Below are 21,229 nucleotides of genomic sequence, written 5' to 3' on the forward strand. Positions count from 1 at the left end.
TAAAAAAAGAATTGGGCTGATTTTCCACTTTAGAGTAATATAAAGGGGAACGTTTGTTAGAGGAGGGTTTTTTTGAATTTTAAGCCGACGATGTTGCAGGAACGTATTGTAACATTAGATATTTTACGAGGATTTAGTTTATTTGGAATTTTACTAGTCAATATGTATGCCTTTTATTTGCCAATGCCTTATATCGATTTAGCGACATGGTTTACAACACCATCCGATATTGTATGGCAGCAAAACTTAGACATTTATGTACAAAGTAGTTTTTATCCGTTATTCGCTATGCTGTTTGGCTACGGATTAGCGATGCAGTGGCAAAAGGCACAAAGCCGTGAAGTGAGTTTTTACGGAACTGGTTTCCGTCGCTTAACTGTATTGTTTGTTTTTGGTCTAGTGCATGCTGTATTGATTTGGTGGGGCGATATTTTAATGACGTATGCGTTTTGTGGCGTTTTTTTATTGCTACTTCTACGTATGAAACCGATTTGGCTATTGTTAACAGGAATTATTATTAATGGTTTTATGCAGATTTTAATGCTGTTTGTTATGGGGTTCATTAATTTTAATGCAGTTGTGGAAGATACTTACATAGACATTGTAGCAGTAGAGAAGGCCATTACTGCGTATGGTTCTGGTAACTGGGTGGATGCTTTTATGCAACGGTTAGATGATCTGACCTTACAGGCAAGTGTACTTATGTGGATTTTGTCATTATTTACAATCCTACCGTATATGTTAATAGGAGCAGCTGCATCAAAATGGAAAATAGTGGAACGAGCAAAAGAATTAAAGTGGCTTTGGGTAGCGCTAGCGGTAATTGGACTAGCAGTAGGTATTTTTGTGAAAAGTTTACCTATTATGCAAACTAGAACGTACTTACTCGATTATTTAAAAGTGTATGTAGGTGGACCCATTTTATCAGTGGGTTATATTGCACTTATTGTTTTACTTTGTTTACTGCCAATTGTGCCTAAGTTGTTAAGTCCTTTTGCAAAGATGGGGCGTATGTCAATGACGATGTACATCATGCAGTCTATTATCGGAACATGTTTATTTTACCAATTTGGACTAGGCTGGTATGGTAAGGTAAGTGTTGCTACGGGTGTGTTGATCGCTGTAGGAATTATTGTGGTACAAATGGTCATCGCTGAAATTTGGCTATCGAAATTTAAGCAAGGGCCATTAGAGTTGATTTGGCGAAAATTTACGTACAAAAAAATGTTATCTGAAAAGTAAGGTAATTTGCAACGTATTGTTGTATCATGTAGAAAAAAGAAGGAGCTTTTAAATCATGAAAATTTTATCATTTAAATTAGGTGGACATGTAAGTTTCGGACCAAAAGTAAAAAAAGAAGAAGCAGTATGGGATGTACTCGCTATTCAAAATGAACTTCAAGTTCTCCCTTCTTTTTCAAATTCAATCGTTGATGGAATTGCACTAGGCTTCGATTTTGTTGAACAGATTCGTAAATTAGTAGAAGCAGCTAAAAAATCAGACCGTGCAGAAAGCTTCAAGCGTGAATTCACAGTCATCGAATGGCTATCACCAATTCCACGCACGCCCAAAAATATATTGTGCATTGGTAAAAACTATGATGAGCATGCAAAGGAAATGGGTGCAGAAGCAGCACCAACAGATTTAATGGTATTTACAAAATCACCAACTGCCATCGCAGCGGATGGTCAGACGCTATCTATTCACGCAGACCTTTCTTCTAAAATGGATTATGAAGGTGAGCTTGCAGTCGTGATTGGGAAGCGCGGTAAAAATATTCCTAAAAACTTAGCATTTGATTATGTATTTGGTTATACGATTGGTAACGATATTACAGCACGCGACTTGCAAGATCAGCATAAACAATATTTCTTAGGTAAAAGTCTAGAAGGTACTTGCCCACTTGGTCCATACCTTGTCACAAAAGATGAAATTCCAAACCCACAAGAGTTAACGGTTGTGACAAAAGTAAATGATGAAGTGCGTCAAAATGGTTCGACAAAAGATATGATGTTTACAGTGGAAGAATTAGTAGCAACTCTATCAAAACATGTGACACTAGAGCCTGGAGACGTTATTTTAACAGGTACGCCGGCGGGTGTTGGTAAAGGTATGACGCCACCACAATTTTTAAAAGCTGGTGATACTGTAAAGGTTTCGATTCAAGGCATCGGCACATTAGTGAACCATTTCGAATAAAAATCTGTAATATTTGAAACCATTTCCACCACATGATAGGATAGAATCTGATAGAAAAATTATGAGGTGGGGAAACAAATGGATTTTTTAACAAGTTCAGTGCATCTACACATTACTACATGGGTAGTCGGTATCGTACTCTTTTTAATTGCAGCACTTAGTGGCAAGCAATCAAAAGGTCTACATATGGCATTGCGTCTATTTTACATTTTAATCATCATTACAGGTGCTGCATTATTCTTTAAATACTCTAGTGCAGACGCTATGCTTTACGGCATGAAGTTCCTATTTGGTATTTTAGTAATCGGTATGATGGAAATGGTATTAGTTCGTCAAAAGAAAAACAAACCAACTGGTATGTTCTGGGGATTATTTGCGGTGTTCTTATTCATCACATTCTTCTTAGGATTCAAGCTACCAATGAATATTAATTTCTTAGCATAATGATTTATTTAAAAGTCGTGAAGTGTTTGCTTCACGACTTTTTGTATGCTCATAATTATTTTTAGTCATTAGAATGACACCTTTTTGTCGCAATTTTTTTTCATTTCGGGAAAATATCTCGAAAAGATAGCGACGTCTATGCTTTATTTGGTAAAATGACAATGGATTGGTTTGAAAGAGAGGGAATATAATTGAAATTTAAGAAGTGGGTAAGTGGGACAGCAGCAGCGCTATTAATCGCTACTTCATTATTTGGGGCTACGCCATTAGCACAAGCAGATGAAGTACAAAAAAGAACGATGGCTGAGGAAAGCATCTATGATTTACTCGTTGACCGTTTCTTTAATGGTACGGGTGATAACGATTTTGATACAAATACGAAAGATCCTTCTAAATTTGCAGGAGGAGACTTTACTGGTTTACAAGATAAAATAACATTTATCGGCGATATGGGCTTTAGTATCGTTTCTATTGGAACTGTTTTTGATACTGAGAAATACGATGGCTCGATGCCAACAAGCTATACAACGTTAGAAGAGCATTTTGGAACAGCCAAAGAGTTTGAAAGTGTCATTGAAGCGTATAAAGCAAAAAATATGTCGATTATGATTGATTTCCCATTAAGTAATGTAAGTCCAAATCATGAGTGGGCGAAGGATTCAGCGAAACAAAGCTGGATTGTCTCAAAAAATAACGGGCAAGTACAGTGGGACTTAGCAAATAAAGATGTACAAGCCGCACTTATTGAAGCGGCAACTGAATTTGTTTCTACATACGATATTGGCGGTATTCGTTTAACAAATCTAGCGGATGCTGATACAGAATTTGTGAATGCAATGATTGAAGCTTTAAAAGGTACCAAAAAATCGTTGTATGTGATTGCTAATGAAGAAAGTGATGCGAACTTTGACGCAACTTTTTCTCTAGCAACTGCTGATATTTACCGAAATATTTTAAAAAATGTTGATATGGATTCAACAAAGCTAATGGAGCCTGTTTCAGGTGACCAGCCAGCGCAGATTATGGTAGATACACTCAATACACATCGATTTACATTTGACTCTGCAAATGAAAACATGTTTCCACCAACCCGTTTAAAAATGGCGATGGGTACATTGTTTATGTTACCAGGGATACCTGTTGTGCAATACGGTACGGAAATTGCGATGAATGGTGAAACAGCACCCGATACACATCAATTTTATAACTTTAAAACGGATGAAGAATTAATCGACTATATCGAAGACGTGCAGACCTTACGTAATCAATCTGCAACCCTTCGTAACGGAGATTTTGAAGTAATTACGAATGAAAACGGCTTACTTGTCTTTACCCGTACATCGGATGAAGAAAAATGGGTTATCATGGTTAATAACACAAGTAAAACACAGCGCGTCAATTTAACACCAGAGCAATTAGGTGACGATAAAGCGTTGAATGGTATTTTAAATGAAGAAAAGGTCCGCTTGAATGAAAAAAACGTCTTTCCTGTTATTTTAGACCGTGAAATGGTTGAAATCTATCAAGTAAAAGACGATGAAGGATTAAATATTCCGTATATGGTGGCACTTGGCTTAGTTTACGTATTATTTATTGGCTTTGTTATTGTCATTATTAAACGTGGTAAAAAACGTCGTCAAGAGCAAGATATGGAAAAATAAAAACAAATACCCCCTACACAATTCAAGCGAATGTGTAGGGGGTATTTTTATGCCTGATAACTTTTGTTGGCGAAGAAAATGGCGATGGTACCTGGCCCGACATGGGAGCCAATAACAGATCCAATCATCGTTGTTTGAATCGCTTTTGGTGCTAGTTTTTCTTGAATGGCTGCCTTTACTTCATTAGCGAAGGCAGAGTCATCACTATGGCTAATGCCGACAATTTTATCGGAAAAATTACCGCCGCGCTCCTGCATCAACTCAAGCATACGCGCAATTGCTTTTTTACGACCACGTAATTTTTCGATAGGAACAAGTTTTCCATCTTCAACATTTAAAATAGGTTTAATGCTTAGTAGGCCACCTAAAAAGGCACTAGTTTTTGATAAGCGACCGCCTTTTGCTAAGTAATCTAAGTCCTCTACTGTAAATAAGTGTTCCATTTGAGGCGCTAGAGCTTTAATTTTTGCCTCGATTTCATCAACAGAAGAACCAGCATCACGTAATTGAACAGCTTCTTCAATGAGGAAGCCATGTCCTAAAGATGCACATTTCGAATCAATGATCGCTAGTCTTAGTGTTGGATATTGTTCTAGTACTTGGTTGCGGATCATCATTGCAGTGCCATATGTACCTGATAATTCTGAAGAAAAGGCGATATAAATACCTTCCTCACCACTTTTAGCTAATTGTTCAAAATGGGATAGAAAAAGTTCCGGTGACACTTGAGATGTTTTGGGATGTGCACCATTTCGTATGGCTTCATAAATTTCTTTCGAGTCAATCGAAAGTACATCATCGTATTCATTACCATTCAACTGAACACGTAATGGTAATAACACTACATCGTGATCTTCATAGTAAGACTTTGGTAAATCACATCCGCTATCTGTGAAAATTTTCATGTAAACTTCCTCCTTCATAAAATGCTTCATTTTCAAAATTTAAACGAAAAAACAATTGAAAGTCAATTGTCTTACTAGTTACTTATGACAATTTCAAGCGTTCAATGAGTATTTTAGCAATGCCGTCTTCATTATTCGTTGCTGTAATCTCATTTGCGATGTTTTTTAACGATGAAATGCCGTTGCCCATTGCAACACCGACACCAGCATAGTCAATCATTTCAAGGTCATTGTCTTCATCGCCAAAGGCAATGATACGCTCGCGTGGAATACCTAAATCTTTTGCGACATATGAGAGACCGACAGCTTTATTCAAGCCACGACGTACGATTTCAATAATATGCAGTGGTGCTCCCCAACGACGATGCTCAATCACCTCAGCATGCACATCTTGTAAATGGTCACGAATAATCATCGAATTTTGTTCGTTTGCTTGAATGAGTAGGCTCGTGGGATTTTCTTGTAGGTACGTAGATATATCACCTAGCGTAATTTTGGGGTTACCCATATTAAAAATATTTAAAATACGATTGTCCTCAGTATGGACATAAATATCGTCTTTTACTTCTGCAATAATATTTTCATATTCATAGGCATTCACAGACTCTAAAACGTTATGCACAACGTTTAAGTCGATTGGTGTATGCATAGTTTGCCACGCTGCATTTTTAGGATGATGAATATACGCTCCGTTAAAATTAACAATTGGTGTTGTCAGGCCGAGTTCGTGATAATAAACATTACTTGCACGATATGGACGCCCTGTTGCAATCATTACTTGATGTCCTTGGGCTTTTGCCAGTAATAATACGTTTTTTGTTTTTGCTGAAATTTGTTGTTGGTCTGTTAGTAATGTGCCGTCTAAATCTAAAACGATTAAATGCGGTTTCATATCTTGTTGCCCCTTTCCTCTATGTATGAATAGTATCCTTTAGTCCTTAATCCGTCAAAACTTTGTCACGTAGAAAAAAGTTTGCTAACATAATAGAGTAAGAAAATTTGGGAGTGATAAAAATGATTGTAGCGAAAGAGACGTGGGAAGGTATTCCTTTATTACACGTACATACGGTCGAAATGAACGAAGAAACACCTGTTGTAATCTTCCTGCATGGTTTTATGAGTGCGAAAGAACATAATCTACATTATGCTTATCAGTTAGTACATAAAGGGGTGCGAGTCCTATTACCAGATGCAAAATTGCACGGGGACCGCAGTGAAGGTTTAACTGAAATGCAGATGAATTTGCGCTTTTGGGAGATTGTCTTAAATTCTATTCATGAAGTAGAGGGATTATTTAATTATTTGAAGAATAATCATTTGCTAGAAAGTAATAAAATTGGCGTTGCAGGTTCTTCAATGGGAGCAATTACGACATCAGGTTGCTTAAAGCGCTATAAATGGATAACTACTGCAGCTATTTGTATGGGCGCTCCTGGTTTTGTAGAGTTAGGAAAACACCAATTAAAACAACTTGCAGCGAATGGACTTAATTGGCCAATGACAGACGAGGAAATTGCTAAAAGTAATGATTTATTAGCTAGCTATGATATAACTTTAACGCCTGAAAAGTTTGCTGGACGTCCTGTTTTCTTCTGGCATGGAAAAAAGGATGGAACGGTACCATTTAAAAATACATATACATTCTATTTGAAATTACGTGCATATTATGATGAACACCCAGAAAATTTAAATTTTGTGGTAGACAATCAAGCAGGACATGCTATTACACGCGATGGCTTGCTAGCGGCAACAGATTGGCTAACGGAGCATTTGGCATAATAAGTCTCATCTGCTATGATGAGGTTAACACTGTGTGGAGAGGAGAAATAAAATGGATCAAGATATGAAAGATAGCATGTTAGGCGCATTAGAAAATGTAATTGACCCTGAGCTGGGCATTGATATTGTCAACTTAGGTTTAGTATATGATGTAGATTTAGATGATGAGGGTGCGGCGACTGTCACAATGACTTTAACATCAATGGGGTGTCCAATGGGACCAGTTATTGTAGATCAAGTCCAGACAGCACTTAGTGAATTACCGGAAGTGAAGAGCGTAAACGTTAACATTGTATGGAATCCACCATGGTCAAAAGACAAAATGTCACGCTATGCAAAAATAGCTTTAGGCGTACGTTAATAGTAATAGTGAAAATGCCTGTGGACAAGTGCAACGGTAAAATCTTCACGATTTCTTGCGCTAAATCACATATTTATAGTCACTTAAAAAAATCCCCGTCTGCAATAACAGCAGGCGGGGATTTTTATCGTAAAAAGACTAATCTATACGACAAATTTGTAGAGGACAATTTTCACAGGAGATTTCGTCTTTTAAAAATTTTAAATCATGGATAGTAATGTAGCCTTTATCAAATGATAAGATATGATGTTTCTTTAAATCATTCAGCATACGATTAATCATTTCCCGGCTAGTTCCGCAAAGGTTGGCAATCTCTAAATTTGTAAACGGAAAATTAATGATAATAGTACCATCTTCTAAAGGCTTTCCATATGTGTTTGTTAGTCGAATCAGTGTAGAAAACAAAGCACCTTTTTTTCCGTTTAGTACTAAATCACGTAAACGACTTTGGTGTTTATAATTTTCAATTTGGAGCCACTTCATGTATTCCACCATCATCATCGGTTGTTCTGTTAATAATTGTTCCATTGATTTACGACTAAGCACATATAATATGGAAGGTTCTAATACTTTTGCAGTCATAGAGTTATAAGTAAGGTGACAAAATAATGAGTTTTCACCAATGATGCTATCAGGTCCACAAATACGCATCGTTAATTCTTTACCACTTTCGGTTTCTTGACTGATTTGAATGGCGCCGGATTTAATATAAAAAACTTCCTCAGCACGTTCGCCTTCTAAAAAAATCTTACTATCTTTGTCCACTTTTATAAAAATACCGTGATTTTTAAAAAGAGTGTGAATTTTCTCTTGCGTGTTATCCATTATGACCATACATCAAACCCATCCCTTTCTTCGTGCAATTAGCGATAATATTACAAAAGGATGATGATTAATCTTTTCGATATACTAAAACAACGAAACACACAATTATTATAACATAATCTTCCATTTATAGGTATTATTTTTTGAAAGCTTATTTTTTGCATGGCCCTGTCGGATGTTGTAAAATAAAGTTAGTCAAAGAAGGTCAAACATTTTAAAGGAGATGCTGACTATGCAATTTCAACAAACTGATGATAAAAAACCATTAGAGCAATTTGGTCGTAATTTAATTGAAGAAGTGAAAAACGGTAAAATGGATCCAGTTATTGGTCGTGATGAAGAAATTCGTAATGTCATTCGCATTTTAACGCGTAAAACAAAAAATAATCCGGTATTAATTGGGGAACCAGGTGTTGGTAAAACGGCTATCGTCGAAGGCTTAGCGCAACGTATTGTCAAAGGTGATGTCCCAGAAGGATTAAAAGATCGTATATTGTATGAACTGGATATGAGTGCGTTAATCGCCGGTGCAAGCTATCGAGGTCAATTTGAAGAACGTTTAAAAGGTGTTCTAAAAGAAGTGAAAGATGCAGAAGGACGTATCATTTTATTTATCGATGAAATCCATACAATCGTAGGTGCTGGTAAAACTGATGGTGCGATGGATGCTGGGAATATGTTGAAACCAATGCTTGCTCGTGGTGAATTGCATTGTATCGGAGCAACAACGTTAGATGAATATCGTATGTATATTGAAAAGGACCCAGCATTAGAACGTCGATTCCAACAAGTCTTAGTACGCGAACCTTCTATTGAAGATACAGTATCGATTTTACGTGGTTTAAAAGAGCGTTTTGAGCTACATCACGCGGTACGTATTCATGATCGTGCCATTGTGGCAGCAGCAGAACTTTCAAATCGATATATTACAGAACGTTTCTTACCAGACAAAGCGATTGATTTAATCGACGAGGCGTGTGCGATGATTCGTACGGAAATCGACTCGATGCCTCAAGAGCTAGATGCTGTGACACGACGTATTATGCAACTTGAAATTGAAGAACAAGCATTGCGAAAAGAAAAAGATGATGCGAGTAAAAAACGTTTAGAACAGCTTCGTGAAGAGCTTATAAAACTGAAAGAATCCTCAGAAGGCATGCGCACTCAATGGGAAACTGAGAAAGAAGCACTGCAGGGTATTCAGAAAAAACGTGAAACGCTTGATAAATACCGTCGTGACTTAGATGAAGCAGAAAGTAAATATGATTTAAACAAAGCTGCTGAATTACGTCATGGTAAAATTCCAACACTCGAAAAAGAAATTCAAGTAATGGAACAACAATTAGAAAACGGTACTGAGACGCGTATTTTGCGCGAAGAAGTAACAGCAGATGAAATAGCATCCATCGTTTCTCGTTGGACGGGTATTCCTGTTACAAAATTAGTAGAAGGAGAACGTGAAAAATTATTACGTTTAAAAGATACGCTACATGAACGCGTTGTTGGGCAAGATAATGCCGTTCAACTCGTAACGGAAGCGGTGTGGCGTGCGCGTGCAGGGATTAAAGATCCGCAACGTCCGATTGGTAGCTTCTTGTTCTTAGGTCCAACTGGGGTTGGTAAGACAGAGCTAGCCAAAGCACTTGCTGCTCAATTGTTTGATTCAGAAGATCACTTCATCCGAATTGATATGAGTGAGTATATGGAAAAGCACAGTGTTTCACGGCTTGTTGGTGCACCTCCTGGCTATGTTGGCTATGAGGAAGGTGGTCAATTAACTGAAGCTGTTCGTCGTAATCCTTATTCTGTTGTATTGCTGGATGAAATCGAAAAAGCACATCCCGATGTCGCAAATATTTTACTGCAAATTTTAGATGATGGTCGTATTACGGATAGCCAAGGACGTATGGTGAATTTTACGAATACAGTTGTGATCTTAACGTCTAATATTGGTTCTAGCTATTTAATGGAAGCCAAAAAAGACGATCCAACGGTAGAGGATTTAGTAATGTCGGCATTACGTCAGCACTTCAAACCAGAATTGTTAAACCGTATGGATGATATTATCATGTTCCATGCATTAACGGATGAACACTTTACAGCGATTGCTTGGAAATATGTTGGGCAACTTGTGAAGCGTGTAGCAGAGCAAGAAATTACATTAGAAGTGGACGAAGAAGTTATTCATTGGGTAGTTGAACAAGGCGCGGATCCACAATTTGGTGCGCGTCCATTAAAACGATATGTACAACGATATATTGAGACAGCTGTTGCAAAAGAATTGCTACGTGGTGAAGTTTTACCTGGTGAAGCACTTCGCGTTACAATACGTGACGGTAAATGTGTTGTAGAAAAATAAAGTAAACCAACAATTGTGACGAATGAAAATGTAAATTTTTGCATAGTAGATGAACCCTGGAATGAAATCTGTACTTGAGAGCACATTACACACCGGGCGGACGCTTTTTCCGCTGGAGTCGCCGCCCCATAGCTGCCCTCCATTCCAAGTGCTTATTGAACTGTAGAATATTTTAGTAATGAATCAAAAAAAAGGACACCTCATTTTTGAGGTGTCCCTTTTTTGTTATTAATGATGGTCTGCTGCATCTGGAGTTGGTTCGTTTGGAATGATAGCGCCAATTACGAAAATTAGTACTGTGAACACAACAGAAAGGATAGCGCCTGTTTGGAAGTTAAAGTCTACGTTTAGTACAGAACTTACTACGTAGTTTAACATTGAAACAAGTATGAATGACCATATGAATGTTACGATATATTGCATTAAATTCACCTCTACCGAACTTTTTGAAAATCACTAAATTTTACTACATATACATTATCATATCATAACATAAGACGAAAAAAAAAGAACCTTTTTCAATAAACATGGCGAAATTGTCACACGATTTCAACTGTTGTTTTCAGAAAAATTATGAGTTATAATTAAGACCAGTTACTAATAATTGATAGTAAGAAAGCAGAGGGGTTGCTGTATGAACGCAGGTATTATAGGGATAGGAAGATACGTTCCGGAAAAAGTAATGACGAATTTTGATTTAGAAAAAATGATGGATACGTCGGATGAGTGGATTCGTACTCGTACAGGAATTGAAGAACGTAGATTTGCTGCAGACACACAAGAGACTTCAGATTTAGCAGTAGCCGCTGCAAAAGATGCATTAAATAACGCAGGGATTGCTGCTGAGGAAATTGGTTTGGTACTAGTGGCAACAGTGACGCAAGACCAAGCGTTTCCCAGCGTGGCATGTATGGTGCAAGATCAGATTGGTGCAGTAAATGCAGCTGCGATGGATGTTGGTGCAGCGTGTGCGGGTTTTATATATGGAATGGTGACAGCAAAACAATTTGTAGAATCAAATGCTTATAAATATGTCTTAGTAGTAGGTGTTGAAAAACTGTCCAAAGTAATCGATTGGGAAGATCGTAATACAGCTGTTTTATTTGGAGATGGGGCGAGTGCAGCGGTTTTGGGGCAAGTATCTGAAGGTAGAGGGATTCTATCGTTCGAGCTTGGATCAGATGGCTCCGGTGGAAAACATCTTTATTTAACGCAACAACAGACGATTGCGATGAATGGTCGCGAAGTGTTTAAGTTTGCTGTTCGTCAAATGGGTGAATCGGCTATAAATGTACTAGACAAGGCAGGGTTATCAAAAGAAGATGTGGACCTGTTAGTACCACATCAAGCGAATATGCGCATTATGGAATCAGCGCGCGAACGTTTAGAGTTGCCTCCTGAAAAAATGTCAAAAACGATTCACAAATATGGCAATACATCAGCCGCATCTATTGGTATTTCTTTGGTGGAGGAGTTAGAAGCGGGGAAAATAAAAGATGATGATTTATTAGTCCTTATAGGATTTGGTGGCGGCTTGACATGGGGCGCTCTTACGATGAGATGGGGAAAATAACAATAAAAAATCGCTTGAGGGGAGTAAGACAATGAGTAAACGACGTGTAGTGATAACAGGAATTGGCGCAGTAACACCACTGGGGAATAGCATTGAAGAAACGTGGGAAAACATAAAAGCAGGTAAGTCAGGTGTAGGTGAACTAACACGCTTAAATAAAGATCTATTTGCTGCTAAAATTGCGGCAGAAGTAAAAGACTTTGATATTGAAAAGTATATTGAGCGTAAGGAAGCCCGTAAAATGGACCGCTTCACGCATTATGCACTTGCCGCGTCTATCATGGCGATGAAAGACGCACAACTTACAATCGATGAAGAATTAGCTCCGCGCGCAGGTGTATGGATAGGTTCAGGAATTGGTGGTATGGAAACATACGAGCAACAATTTTTAACGTTCCAAGAGCGCGGTGCAAGACGTGTGAGTCCATTTTTTGTTCCAATGATGATTCCAGATATGGCATCAGGTCAAGTATCTATTCATTTTGGCGCAAAGGGCATTAATTCTTGTTCTGTAACGGCTTGTGCATCTGGCACGAATTCAATTGGTGATGCGTTTAAAGTTATTGAACGTAATGATGCGGATGTTATGATTACAGGTGGCGCAGAGTCTCCAATCGTGACAATGGCAGTGGCTGGTTTCTGTGCAAATACTGCATTATCTTTAAATACAGATCCAACAACAGCTTCTCGTCCATTTGATAAAAACCGTGACGGCTTTATTATCGCTGAAGGTGCAGGTATTGTGATTTTAGAAGAATATGAACATGCAAAAGCTCGCGGTGCGAAAATCTATGCTGAAGTCCTTGGCTATGGGTCTACAGGTGATGCACATCATATTACTGCTCCAGCACCTGAAGGCGAAGGTGCTGCACGTGCGATGAAGCAAGCATTAGCAGATGGTGGCGTAGAACCATCACAGGTAGACTATATTAATGCACACGGTACAAGTACGCCATATAATGATTTATTCGAAACACAAGCAGTTAAAACAACTTTTGGCGAACATGCTTATAAACTAGCGATGAGCTCGACAAAATCAATGACAGGTCACTTACTAGGCGCAGCTGGCGGTGTAGAAGCAATCTTTACAGCATTAGCTTTAAAAGAAGGTATTTTACCACCGACAATGAACTTGACAGAGCCAGACCCAGAATGTGACTTAGATTATGTGCCGAATGAAGCACGCAAAGCAAACATTGAATATGCAATGAGTAATTCGCTAGGCTTCGGCGGACATAACGCAAGTTTATTATTTAAGAAATATGAAGATTAATAGAAAACGTCAGCCATAATTTCTATGGCTGACGTCTTTTTTATTGTCTTTTCGAATAAATGATAAGTAAGAAGAAATAGAAAGGATGCGCTTATTTGTTTCGTTTATTTTTATTTTTACTTAGTTATGGTTTATTGATTCTATCTATAGGCAATCTGATTTTATATCTAAACTATCGTACACTTGGCTACTCGTGGTCGGTCGTTTTCAAATTCATGCTACACACAACCGAATTTTACTTAGCAATCGGTGCATGTATTATCTTGTGTAGTGTCGTGCTTGATTTTGGCTTTGACCGCACAACCTAATTTGTGAGATAAGGACTGAATTTTACCGTAACTCCAGTGCCCAACTCAGCTGCAACTTTTTGGGCAAGCTGTGTTCCTTGTCCGTCGTGTGCTTGTGCTAGATGTTCGGCTCCTTCAATAAATGAATCGTTTTCGATATCAATCCATTCACCAAAGTCACACATCCATGTCGTTAATTCAGTGACTAAAGCTTCACTTAGCGGCATCTCTTCTAATTCTAAATTAGCGAGGCATTGGCCACACCAAAGCGGGTCTGCGCCAAAATCGCCTTCTATAATAAATGTTGTGAGAGCTTTCTTACAATTTTCGCAGTGCATATAATACCTCTTAGCGACGTGTACGGCCTAAGCCCATTGCTGCTTCCATACGTTTTAGTGTAGCACTTGCAATTGCACTTGCTTTTTCTGCACCTTCATCTAAAATCACATCTAATTCAGATGACTCTACAAGGTTGTAAAATCTCTCTTGAATTGGTGCTAGGTGATCGATTACAGCTGTTGCTACACCTTGCTTGAAGCCGCCGTAACCGATACCATCATATTTTTTCACTAAATCTTCAATTGAAACACCAGAAATAGCTGATTCAATGGATAATAAATTAGAAACACCAGGTTTATTTTCAACATCAAAGGCCACAATACCATCAGAGTCAGTAACGGCTGATTTGATTTTTTTCTCAATATCCTTAGCAGAATCTAAAAGCTTAATCGTCGCCTTCGTATTTGGATCTGATTTACTCATTTTTCTCGTTGGTTCTTGCAATGATTTGATACGTGCTCCTGCTTTTGGTAACTGGATTTCTGGAATAGATAATACGTCACCGTAGCGTTTGTTGAAACGCTCTGCAAGGTCACGTGTTAACTCGATATGTTGCTTTTGGTCATCACCTACAGGCACGATGTTGGTATTGTATAAAAGAATATCAGCAGCCATTAATGGTGGATATGTTAATAGTGCAGCGGATACTGTTTCTTTACCATGTGATTTATCTTTGAATTGCGTCATACGCTCTAATTCTCCAATTGAAGCGATACATTGTAAAATCCAACCTGCCTGTGCATGGGCGGGTACTTCTGATTGGATGAACAAAGTCGATTTTTTCGGATCAACCCCTGTAGCGATATACGTCGCAGCTAAGTTTCTAATATTTTGATGTAACTCTTTTGGGTCCTGCGCGACTGTAATGGCGTGTTGGTCAACGATACAGTATACAGCATTTCCTTCCTCTTGTAGTGCAGGGAATTGTTTAAATGCACCAAGGTAGTTCCCTAATGTCACGATGCCTGTTGGCTGTACACCTGAAAAAATTGTTTTCATTTGTTTTTCCTCCTATAAATCAATTTCATCTCTGCGTAATAAAGTCCAGAGTGTTTCCATTTATTCAGTTAGTGTTAGAGCAACAACTGAATAAATAAAAAAACATCATGCGTCCTCATTAGTTTTTCTAATGAAGGGACGAATGATGTTTGTATCCGCGGTACCACCCAGCTTGCCTAAAAGGCCACTCTTCTTCGTAACGTGAAGGAACGAGCTTTGCTAATGGGTTTCATGAGAATACATGAACGTTCACAAAGCCAACTCAGAAGTCCATTCCAAATGCGTGCATGATCTGTTTACAGCGACCACAGACTCTCTATACAGGCAGGTTGCATTTGTACTATTCTTCGTCAGCGTTTTTAGTATTGCTGAAATTATATTATAAAGATTCGTCTAAAAGCAAGCATATCTATTACGCCTTGGCGTAATAGAGTCCAGATTTTAAATTGTGCTGAGATGTGCGTGGTGCAACTCAGTTAGCCGTTACGGTACGACGAAATGACTTTAGCAAGAGTTTCGTTATTAAGTCAGCGTAAGGACGCCCATTGAATGAAGATAAAAGTCAGACTTTTGGCGGTGTTTTTGTTAGCAAGAAAAAATTATGATATAGTTAGTTTCTTTTTTTATCAAAAAAGAAACCTTTATTAATAAGGATACGTTTAATTTGTACACATGTAAATGACATTATTCTCGTTTGAATAATTTAAATGAGAATAAAAAAAATTAAAAAATTAACGTTTAATATTGCTTAAAAATGGGAATATTATTACTAGCTCCTTTATCACAATGAGAAAATAGGTGCTTTGAAAGCGCACTAATCGACATAATAATTCATTATATCGTCTTTCTTTTTTCATTGGGACTATATTCAAACTCATCAGATTGTTGTATAATGAAGAGGTGGTTTCAAATTAAACTAATTCTAATTAATACACCAATTTATAGATACCGAAATTTAACAGGAAAGGATGTGTAAATATGTTAGTAACTTTATTTACATCACCAAGTTGTACTTCTTGTCGAAAAGCTAAAGCATGGTTGGAGGAACACGAAATTCCTTATACCGAGCGTAATATTTTTTCTGAACCTTTAAGTATTAGTGAAATAAAAGAAATTTTACGCATGACTGAAGATGGAACGGACGAAATTATTTCAACTAGATCAAAAATTTTCCAAAAATTAAATGTCGACGTTGAAAGCTTACCGTTACAACGTTTATACGAATTAATTCAAGAATATCCAGGCTTATTACGTCGTCCTATTATTTTGGATGAAAAACGTTTGCAAGTTGGGTACAATGAAGATGAAATACGACGTTTTTTACCGCGTAAAGTGCGTGCTTATCAATTACAAGAAGCACAACGAATGGTGAACTAAGCACAAGTGTATAATTAAATCGACCTAGATGTTACACAAATGCAAAATGCATACTGTGACATCTATTTTTTTATGCCTTAATAAGGTGAAATCAATATACGAATCAAATAATAATTGGTAGGTGAAAGTCATATATTTCCGTGAAAGTATGTTAAACTTGATTTAAACAAAATAGTTTACTACAATTTTAATATTCAAATATCTTTTGCGAAAAGGTGTATATCCTTTTCATTTTATGAAAGAACAGCATACAATAGAATTAGAGACACCTGTAACCAGCAATATCAAGGATTCAGTTGCTCAAAAATTTTGTTGTAGTGTGGTCAAAGGTTGAAAAACAAAATTAATTAAAGATTAAAAACAATGATTCATAGCATACTAAATGAAAGAAACTGTTTTTCGACAAATGACAGTGAAGGGAGATGAGGTCTAATGGACATCGAACGTGTAAATGAAAACACGCTCAAGCTCTTTATTACGTACAATGATATAGAGGACCGCGGCTATAGTCGTGAAGAAATTTGGTACAATCGAGCAAAGGGTGAACAACTTTTTTGGGATATGATTGATGAAGTAAACACGGATGATTATTTTGATGTAGAGGGTCCTATTTGGATTCATATTAATGCGTCTGAAGTAGGCTTGGAGATCATTGTCACACGTGCTCATATTTTAAAAGACGGTGAAACATTAGATGGTCATTCGAATTATGATGAACATAAGGATATGTATGGTCCTTTTGATGAGGTTGGCGACGAGTTGCTCAGTCAACTAAGCCAATTCGGTGATTTGGATGAATCAGAATTGTTCATGGATACCGATATTTACGTATATAAATTTAAAGATATAGATGAGTTAATCCCTGTGGCGAAACGTATGACAGTAGATGCAGTGGCATCCTCATTATTCAAATATGAAGAGCATTATTATTTAGTAGTTGATTATGCAAATGCAGATGAAGATTTAAATCGTCATGATAAAAATGCAGTCATAAAAGAATTTTTAAGACCATCAAATTTCACGATTCATCGTTTAGAGGAATATGCAGAAAAAATTATGGAATTTGACTGCTTTGAAACAATTCGAAAATATTTTGCTTAGTGTAGAAGCTCCCGAAATCTGGGGGCTTTTTCTTTTTATCTTGCAAAAAAACTATGCAAAAATCAATCTTGAAGAAAAAGCCGCGTTTTTATTGATATGCTATTTGTTTATTTTTACAATGGGCTAAAAAGGTGGAGATCCCATGCTTATTGCCATTACTGAGAAGAGCCAACGATTTATTTCTTATGAATATACAAGAAATGTATTACAACAATTGCGGCAACAGGGGAAATTTTATTGTCCGCAATGTCAACAACCTGTTCAATTGAAAATAGGCACAATTAATATCCCGCATTTTGCACATATCGCCAATCAAGCATGTGATCGATTGTTTGCCGAAGGAGAATCGGTCCTTCATTTGAAAGGCAAAATACAGTTATTTGAATGGCTCAAAAAGCTTGGGCATACAGTAGAGCTAGAGCCTTATTTATCTAAATTGGCGCAAAGACCAGATATACTTTTGACAAAGCAGGATCAGTTAGTTGCAGTTGAATTTCAATGTAGCTCCATATCATATGAAAAATGGAGAGCACGTACAGATGGCTACAAAAAAGAGCGAATAGAAGCATTATGGCTCTTTCAAACACCGCCGAAAAAAAGTTCCCTAGGTATACACAAAATTTCAATTACTCCTCTAATGCAACAAGTAATTACCCGTCCACTGCAAGGCTTACCATATATAGTGACTTTCGATGCGAATACCTCACAATTTATATACTGGTCGAATCTTCTTCACCTTCAAGGGCATACTTTTATAACGAAAGTGCAATGCTTACCTAGTGAAAAGCAAGGATACCCATTTTTTGAACCGAAATCTATATCAAAAGATGAATTTAATCGTTACTGGCAATTATATAAAAAAACAGGTGAGCAATACGTATATCAACGGCTACTTCGAAGTAAAAAAGGTGTACAAGACCCATTTTTAAGGAGCTGTTATGAAATGAGCTTCTCACTTGAATCAATGCCACCATACGTAGGATTACCCGTGAAAAATTCTGAAGCGATTCCTTGTTTTTCGATTGAATGGCAAACGATGCTGCATTATTTCTGTAGGCAACTACAATTGCAACCTCATGAATTATGTAAAGGAGATATCCAGCTATTTCTTCATCAGTTGGGAGTAGAACCGACAGCTGCATCCGTACAAGCTGTGGAAGATTATAGCGTGGTTCTTGAAAAGGCTTTTAGTAGTACAGATAGTATTTCGGCTATTTGTGAGCAAGTGTACGTACATTTATTTGCAATTGACACAGTATGCTGAGAAAATATGAGAGTAAAGGAAAACTTATATAGAGGGGGCTGGCACATGGCTAGTAACAGCAATCAGGTTTTAATGAGAAACGAAGTACCAGAAGAATTAACTTGGCGCTTGGAGGACATTTTTGCAACAGACGCACTTTGGGAAGAAGAGTTTAAAGAAGTTGCGGCACTTGCAAAAAAGGCGTCTAGTTATGCAGGTACCTTAGGAAACGGTGCAGATGCCTTACTAGAAGTTTTAACGTATTACGATGAAATTTATGGACGTGCAATGAAATTATATACGTACGCACATATGCGTTATGATCAGGATACAACGAATAACTTTTATCAAGATATGAACAGTCGTATTCAGACGTTAGCAACAAATATTTCAACGGCATTATCATTTATCACACCTGAAATTTTAGCATTAAGTGAAGATACAATTGAGAGTTATTTAGCAGACAATAAAGATTTACAATTATATAGACAATCTTTGAAAGAAATTACGATGGGCCGCCCGCACGTTTTACCAGCTGACCAAGAAGCTCTATTGGCACAAATGTCAGAGGTAACAGGCACAGCATCGAACACATTTGGTATGTTAAATAATGCGGATATCGTGTTTCCAAAAGTGAAAAATGAGGACGGCGAGGAAATTCAGCTAACACACGGTAACTACATTAAATTTTTAGAAAGTAAAGACAGTAGCGTACGTGAAGCCGCGTTTAAAGCAATGTATGCAACATATGGAAGTTTTAAAAATACGTTTGCTTCAACGTTAACGGGTAATGTGAAAAAACACAATGTTAATGCACGTATTCGTAACTATAGTTCAGCTCGTCACGCAGCAATGGCGAATAACTTTATTCCTGAAAATGTGTATGATCAGCTAGTCGAAACAATTCACAATCATCTACCGGTATTACACCGTTATATTGCATTACGTAAAAAGGTGCTTGGCGTGGACAAATTGCATATGTGGGACTTATTCACACCGCTAGTTAAAGAAGTTGAAATGAAGATGCCCTACGACGAAGCGAAAGATATTTTAGTGAAGGCCTTAGCCCCACTTGGTGAAGAATATCAAGATATCGTACAAAGTGGTTTTGACAATCGTTGGGTGGACGTAAAAGAAAACAAAGGAAAACGAAGTGGTGCATATTCTTCGGGCACATATGGGACAAATCCGTATATACTGATGAATTGGCAAGATAATGTCGATAACTTATTTACACTAGCGCATGAGTTTGGTCACAGTGTCCACAGTTACTACACACGTAAAAATCAACCATTTGTATACGGAGACTACTCAATTTTCGTAGCGGAAGTAGCCTCAACATGTAATGAGGAACTATTAAATGACTATTTATTAAAAACAATTGAGGATCCACAGCAAAAAATTTATTTATTAAATCATTGGTTAGATGGATTCCGAAGCACGGTTTTCCGTCAAACAATGTTCGCAGAATTTGAGCACATGATTCACGAAATGGATCAAAATGGTGAGTCATTAACAGCAGAACGTTTAATAGAAGTATACTATGGCTTAAATAAGCAATATTTCGGAGAAGACATTGTTGTCGATGAAGAAATTGGCCTGGAATGGGCACGTATCCCACACTTCTATTACAATTATTATGTGTATCAATATGCAACTGGTAAATCTGCTGCAACTGCCTTAAGTAAACAAATTTTAGAAGAAGGTGCACCAGCTGTGGAACGTTATATCAATAACTTCTTGAAAGCCGGCTGTTCAGATTTCCCAATTGAAGTGTTAAAAGCTGCAGGTGTAGATATGAATGATGCAAAACCAATTGATGAAGCATGTAAAGTATTTGAAGAAAGATTAAATGAGTTAGAAAAATTATTGTTGAATAATTAAAGTGGAAGGCTGTAGTGCAAGTGCTACAGCTTTTTTTTATAAAATGAAGAAGTTATCGTTATGAAATAAGGTACAACACCAAAATCTGTTCTTGAATGATTATCTATTGATATAAATTATTTGGAATGAGAGGCGTGGCGATTTCTGTGGGACAAGGGTGAGAGCTTAGACCAGCAAGAGTGAGGTGCGAGTGATGAGGAGGCTCAGCCAAAGCTCGCAATAAGCGGCTGCTAGTAGTGAAATGTACGGTCAAGCACATATTTTGAAAAAGAGCCTGAAATAATGCCAAGTATAATATTTTTTCAAAAAAATTTGCAATGATTTATGAGTATCTAGTTTAAGAACACCTTGTTGTAATCGCTTTCTATTTGACAAATTTGTGAATCTACGTCCGGTTCCGTTGCTAAATTTATTATTCCGTGATAAAGTAATTCCTGTGAAATAAATCACAAAACAAACATACACCCCTTTGTTTGAACGTGAACATTTCTCCCATCCCCTTTGTGAAAAAAGAGGCGTCACTATCTGTCGAGGATAGCGGCGCCTCTTTTGTTTAAAGGAATGAGCTTATAGGATTTCTTAGTTATCTAGGGGAAAGTTAGAAGCACCTTAATGTATT

Annotated in this window: 20 protein-coding genes and 1 other annotated feature; of the genes, 14 read left to right on the forward strand and 6 right to left on the reverse strand. The window is 37.3% G+C overall.

Annotated elements, in window-relative coordinates; genetic code table 11:
- Positions 1 to 72: 72 nt before the first annotated feature.
- From AEA09_RS18405 to AEA09_RS18420, 4 genes are all read left to right on the forward strand, one after another.
- A complete protein-coding gene (locus tag AEA09_RS18405; RefSeq protein ID WP_053585408.1) occupies positions 73 to 1,242 on the forward strand; it encodes a DUF418 domain-containing protein in 1,170 nt (389 codons plus the stop codon).
- A 55-nt stretch (positions 1,243 to 1,297) separates the two neighbouring features.
- Positions 1,298 to 2,200, forward strand: coding sequence for a fumarylacetoacetate hydrolase family protein (locus AEA09_RS18410; protein ID WP_053585409.1), 903 nt, complete (start codon positions 1,298 to 1,300; stop codon positions 2,198 to 2,200).
- A gap of 78 nt (positions 2,201 to 2,278) precedes the next feature.
- Positions 2,279 to 2,644: a YisL family protein gene (locus AEA09_RS18415; RefSeq protein WP_053585410.1), complete on the forward strand. Its 366-nt coding sequence runs from the start codon at positions 2,279 to 2,281 to the stop codon at positions 2,642 to 2,644.
- A 191-nt stretch (positions 2,645 to 2,835) separates the two neighbouring features.
- Entirely contained in the window at positions 2,836 to 4,305 is a 1,470-nt protein-coding gene (locus AEA09_RS18420; RefSeq protein ID WP_053585411.1) for an alpha-amylase family glycosyl hydrolase, read from the forward strand.
- Between the two features lie 47 nt (positions 4,306 to 4,352).
- Here AEA09_RS18420 and AEA09_RS18425 read toward each other — a convergent pair whose 3' ends face one another.
- Both AEA09_RS18425 and AEA09_RS18430 read right to left on the reverse strand, forming a co-directional pair.
- Positions 4,353 to 5,210: a DegV family protein gene (locus AEA09_RS18425; protein WP_053585412.1), complete on the reverse strand. Its 858-nt coding sequence runs from the start codon at positions 5,208 to 5,210 to the stop codon at positions 4,353 to 4,355.
- A gap of 82 nt (positions 5,211 to 5,292) precedes the next feature.
- A complete protein-coding gene (locus AEA09_RS18430) occupies positions 5,293 to 6,102 on the reverse strand; it encodes a Cof-type HAD-IIB family hydrolase (protein ID WP_053585413.1) in 810 nt (269 codons plus the stop codon).
- Positions 6,103 to 6,224: 122 nt separating this feature from the next.
- On the opposite strand from AEA09_RS18430, the gene AEA09_RS18435 reads away from it, so the two are divergent.
- Both AEA09_RS18435 and AEA09_RS18440 read left to right on the forward strand, forming a co-directional pair.
- Entirely contained in the window at positions 6,225 to 6,989 is a 765-nt protein-coding gene (locus AEA09_RS18435) for a prolyl oligopeptidase family serine peptidase (RefSeq protein WP_053585414.1), read from the forward strand.
- A 52-nt stretch (positions 6,990 to 7,041) separates the two neighbouring features.
- Positions 7,042 to 7,350 (forward strand): metal-sulfur cluster assembly factor, encoded by a 309-nt coding sequence (locus AEA09_RS18440; protein ID WP_053585415.1) that lies wholly within the window; start codon positions 7,042 to 7,044, stop codon positions 7,348 to 7,350.
- A 138-nt stretch (positions 7,351 to 7,488) separates the two neighbouring features.
- On the opposite strand, the gene AEA09_RS18445 is transcribed toward AEA09_RS18440, so the two are convergent.
- A complete protein-coding gene (locus AEA09_RS18445; protein WP_053585469.1) occupies positions 7,489 to 8,175 on the reverse strand; it encodes a Crp/Fnr family transcriptional regulator in 687 nt (228 codons plus the stop codon).
- Between the two features lie 232 nt (positions 8,176 to 8,407).
- On the opposite strand from AEA09_RS18445, the gene AEA09_RS18450 reads away from it, so the two are divergent.
- Positions 8,408 to 10,534 (forward strand): ATP-dependent Clp protease ATP-binding subunit, encoded by a 2,127-nt coding sequence (locus tag AEA09_RS18450; protein ID WP_082332727.1) that lies wholly within the window; start codon positions 8,408 to 8,410, stop codon positions 10,532 to 10,534.
- 228 nt (positions 10,535 to 10,762) lie between these two features.
- On the opposite strand, the gene AEA09_RS18455 is transcribed toward AEA09_RS18450, so the two are convergent.
- Positions 10,763 to 10,957 (reverse strand): YjzD family protein, encoded by a 195-nt coding sequence (locus AEA09_RS18455; RefSeq protein ID WP_053585416.1) that lies wholly within the window; start codon positions 10,955 to 10,957, stop codon positions 10,763 to 10,765.
- 211 nt (positions 10,958 to 11,168) lie between these two features.
- Between AEA09_RS18455 and AEA09_RS18460 the strand changes: the two genes are divergently transcribed.
- From AEA09_RS18460 to AEA09_RS18470, 3 genes are all read left to right on the forward strand, one after another.
- The gene (locus AEA09_RS18460) at positions 11,169 to 12,107 is read left to right on the forward strand and encodes a beta-ketoacyl-ACP synthase III (protein WP_053585417.1); all 939 of its coding nucleotides are present in this window, start codon (positions 11,169 to 11,171) and stop codon (positions 12,105 to 12,107) included.
- A gap of 31 nt (positions 12,108 to 12,138) precedes the next feature.
- Positions 12,139 to 13,380 carry a beta-ketoacyl-ACP synthase II gene (fabF, locus tag AEA09_RS18465; protein ID WP_053585418.1) on the forward strand — a complete coding sequence of 414 codons (1,242 nt, stop codon included), beginning with the start codon at positions 12,139 to 12,141 and terminating at the stop codon, positions 13,378 to 13,380.
- A 95-nt stretch (positions 13,381 to 13,475) separates the two neighbouring features.
- A complete protein-coding gene (locus AEA09_RS18470) occupies positions 13,476 to 13,688 on the forward strand; it encodes a YuzI family membrane protein (protein ID WP_053585419.1) in 213 nt (70 codons plus the stop codon).
- On the opposite strand, the gene AEA09_RS18475 is transcribed toward AEA09_RS18470, so the two are convergent.
- Positions 13,685 to 14,005 (reverse strand): hypothetical protein, encoded by a 321-nt coding sequence (locus AEA09_RS18475; protein ID WP_053585420.1) that lies wholly within the window; start codon positions 14,003 to 14,005, stop codon positions 13,685 to 13,687. The genes AEA09_RS18470 and AEA09_RS18475 overlap by 4 nt on opposite strands.
- Before the next feature lie 10 nt (positions 14,006 to 14,015).
- Entirely contained in the window at positions 14,016 to 15,005 is a 990-nt protein-coding gene (gene trpS, locus AEA09_RS18480; protein WP_053585421.1) for a tryptophan--tRNA ligase, read from the reverse strand.
- 131 nt (positions 15,006 to 15,136) lie between these two features.
- Positions 15,137 to 15,368 (reverse strand) — a binding site (T-box leader).
- A 615-nt stretch (positions 15,369 to 15,983) separates the two neighbouring features.
- On the opposite strand from trpS, the gene spxA reads away from it, so the two are divergent.
- The 4 genes from spxA to pepF all read left to right on the forward strand — a co-directional run bounded on the left by spxA (position 15,984) and on the right by pepF (position 20,610).
- Complete coding sequence (gene spxA, locus AEA09_RS18485) at positions 15,984 to 16,382, forward strand: transcriptional regulator SpxA (RefSeq protein ID WP_053585422.1); 399 nt, start codon at positions 15,984 to 15,986, stop codon at positions 16,380 to 16,382.
- Positions 16,383 to 16,814: 432 nt separating this feature from the next.
- A complete protein-coding gene (gene mecA, locus AEA09_RS18490; RefSeq protein ID WP_053585423.1) occupies positions 16,815 to 17,483 on the forward strand; it encodes an adaptor protein MecA in 669 nt (222 codons plus the stop codon).
- 142 nt (positions 17,484 to 17,625) lie between these two features.
- Positions 17,626 to 18,747, forward strand: coding sequence for a competence protein CoiA (locus AEA09_RS18495; protein ID WP_053585424.1), 1,122 nt, complete (start codon positions 17,626 to 17,628; stop codon positions 18,745 to 18,747).
- Between the two features lie 45 nt (positions 18,748 to 18,792).
- Positions 18,793 to 20,610, forward strand: coding sequence for an oligoendopeptidase F (pepF, locus tag AEA09_RS18500; protein WP_053585425.1), 1,818 nt, complete (start codon positions 18,793 to 18,795; stop codon positions 20,608 to 20,610).
- Positions 20,611 to 21,229 lie beyond the last annotated feature (619 nt).

Origin of the sequence: Lysinibacillus contaminans, assembly GCF_001278945.1 — a bacterium.
GTDB classification, from domain to species: Bacteria; Bacillota; Bacilli; order Bacillales_A; family Planococcaceae; genus Lysinibacillus; species Lysinibacillus contaminans.

Excerpts from the sequence above, each read along its gene's own strand:
- AEA09_RS18410 (WP_053585409.1), top strand. The coding sequence starts at position 1,298 with ATGAAAATTTTATCATTTAAATTAGGTGGACATGTAAGTTTCGGACCA.
- AEA09_RS18415 (WP_053585410.1), top strand. The coding sequence starts at position 2,279 with ATGGATTTTTTAACAAGTTCAGTGCATCTACACATTACTACATGGGTA.
- AEA09_RS18425 (WP_053585412.1), bottom strand. The coding sequence starts at position 5,210 with ATGAAAATTTTCACAGATAGCGGATGTGATTTACCAAAGTCTTACTAT.
- AEA09_RS18495 (WP_053585424.1), top strand. The coding sequence starts at position 17,626 with ATGCTTATTGCCATTACTGAGAAGAGCCAACGATTTATTTCTTATGAA.
- fabF (WP_053585418.1), top strand. The coding sequence starts at position 12,139 with ATGAGTAAACGACGTGTAGTGATAACAGGAATTGGCGCAGTAACACCA.
- mecA (WP_053585423.1), top strand. The coding sequence starts at position 16,815 with ATGGACATCGAACGTGTAAATGAAAACACGCTCAAGCTCTTTATTACG.
- AEA09_RS18435 (WP_053585414.1), top strand. The coding sequence starts at position 6,225 with ATGATTGTAGCGAAAGAGACGTGGGAAGGTATTCCTTTATTACACGTA.
- AEA09_RS18445 (WP_053585469.1), bottom strand. The coding sequence starts at position 8,175 with ATGGATAACACGCAAGAGAAAATTCACACTCTTTTTAAAAATCACGGT.
- AEA09_RS18455 (WP_053585416.1), bottom strand. The coding sequence starts at position 10,957 with ATGCAATATATCGTAACATTCATATGGTCATTCATACTTGTTTCAATG.
- AEA09_RS18460 (WP_053585417.1), top strand. The coding sequence starts at position 11,169 with ATGAACGCAGGTATTATAGGGATAGGAAGATACGTTCCGGAAAAAGTA.
- AEA09_RS18475 (WP_053585420.1), bottom strand. The coding sequence starts at position 14,005 with ATGCACTGCGAAAATTGTAAGAAAGCTCTCACAACATTTATTATAGAA.
- AEA09_RS18440 (WP_053585415.1), top strand. The coding sequence starts at position 7,042 with ATGGATCAAGATATGAAAGATAGCATGTTAGGCGCATTAGAAAATGTA.
- spxA (WP_053585422.1), top strand. The coding sequence starts at position 15,984 with ATGTTAGTAACTTTATTTACATCACCAAGTTGTACTTCTTGTCGAAAA.
- AEA09_RS18450 (WP_082332727.1), top strand. The coding sequence starts at position 8,408 with ATGCAATTTCAACAAACTGATGATAAAAAACCATTAGAGCAATTTGGT.
- trpS (WP_053585421.1), bottom strand. The coding sequence starts at position 15,005 with ATGAAAACAATTTTTTCAGGTGTACAGCCAACAGGCATCGTGACATTA.
- pepF (WP_053585425.1), top strand. The coding sequence starts at position 18,793 with ATGGCTAGTAACAGCAATCAGGTTTTAATGAGAAACGAAGTACCAGAA.
- AEA09_RS18430 (WP_053585413.1), bottom strand. The coding sequence starts at position 6,102 with ATGAAACCGCATTTAATCGTTTTAGATTTAGACGGCACATTACTAACA.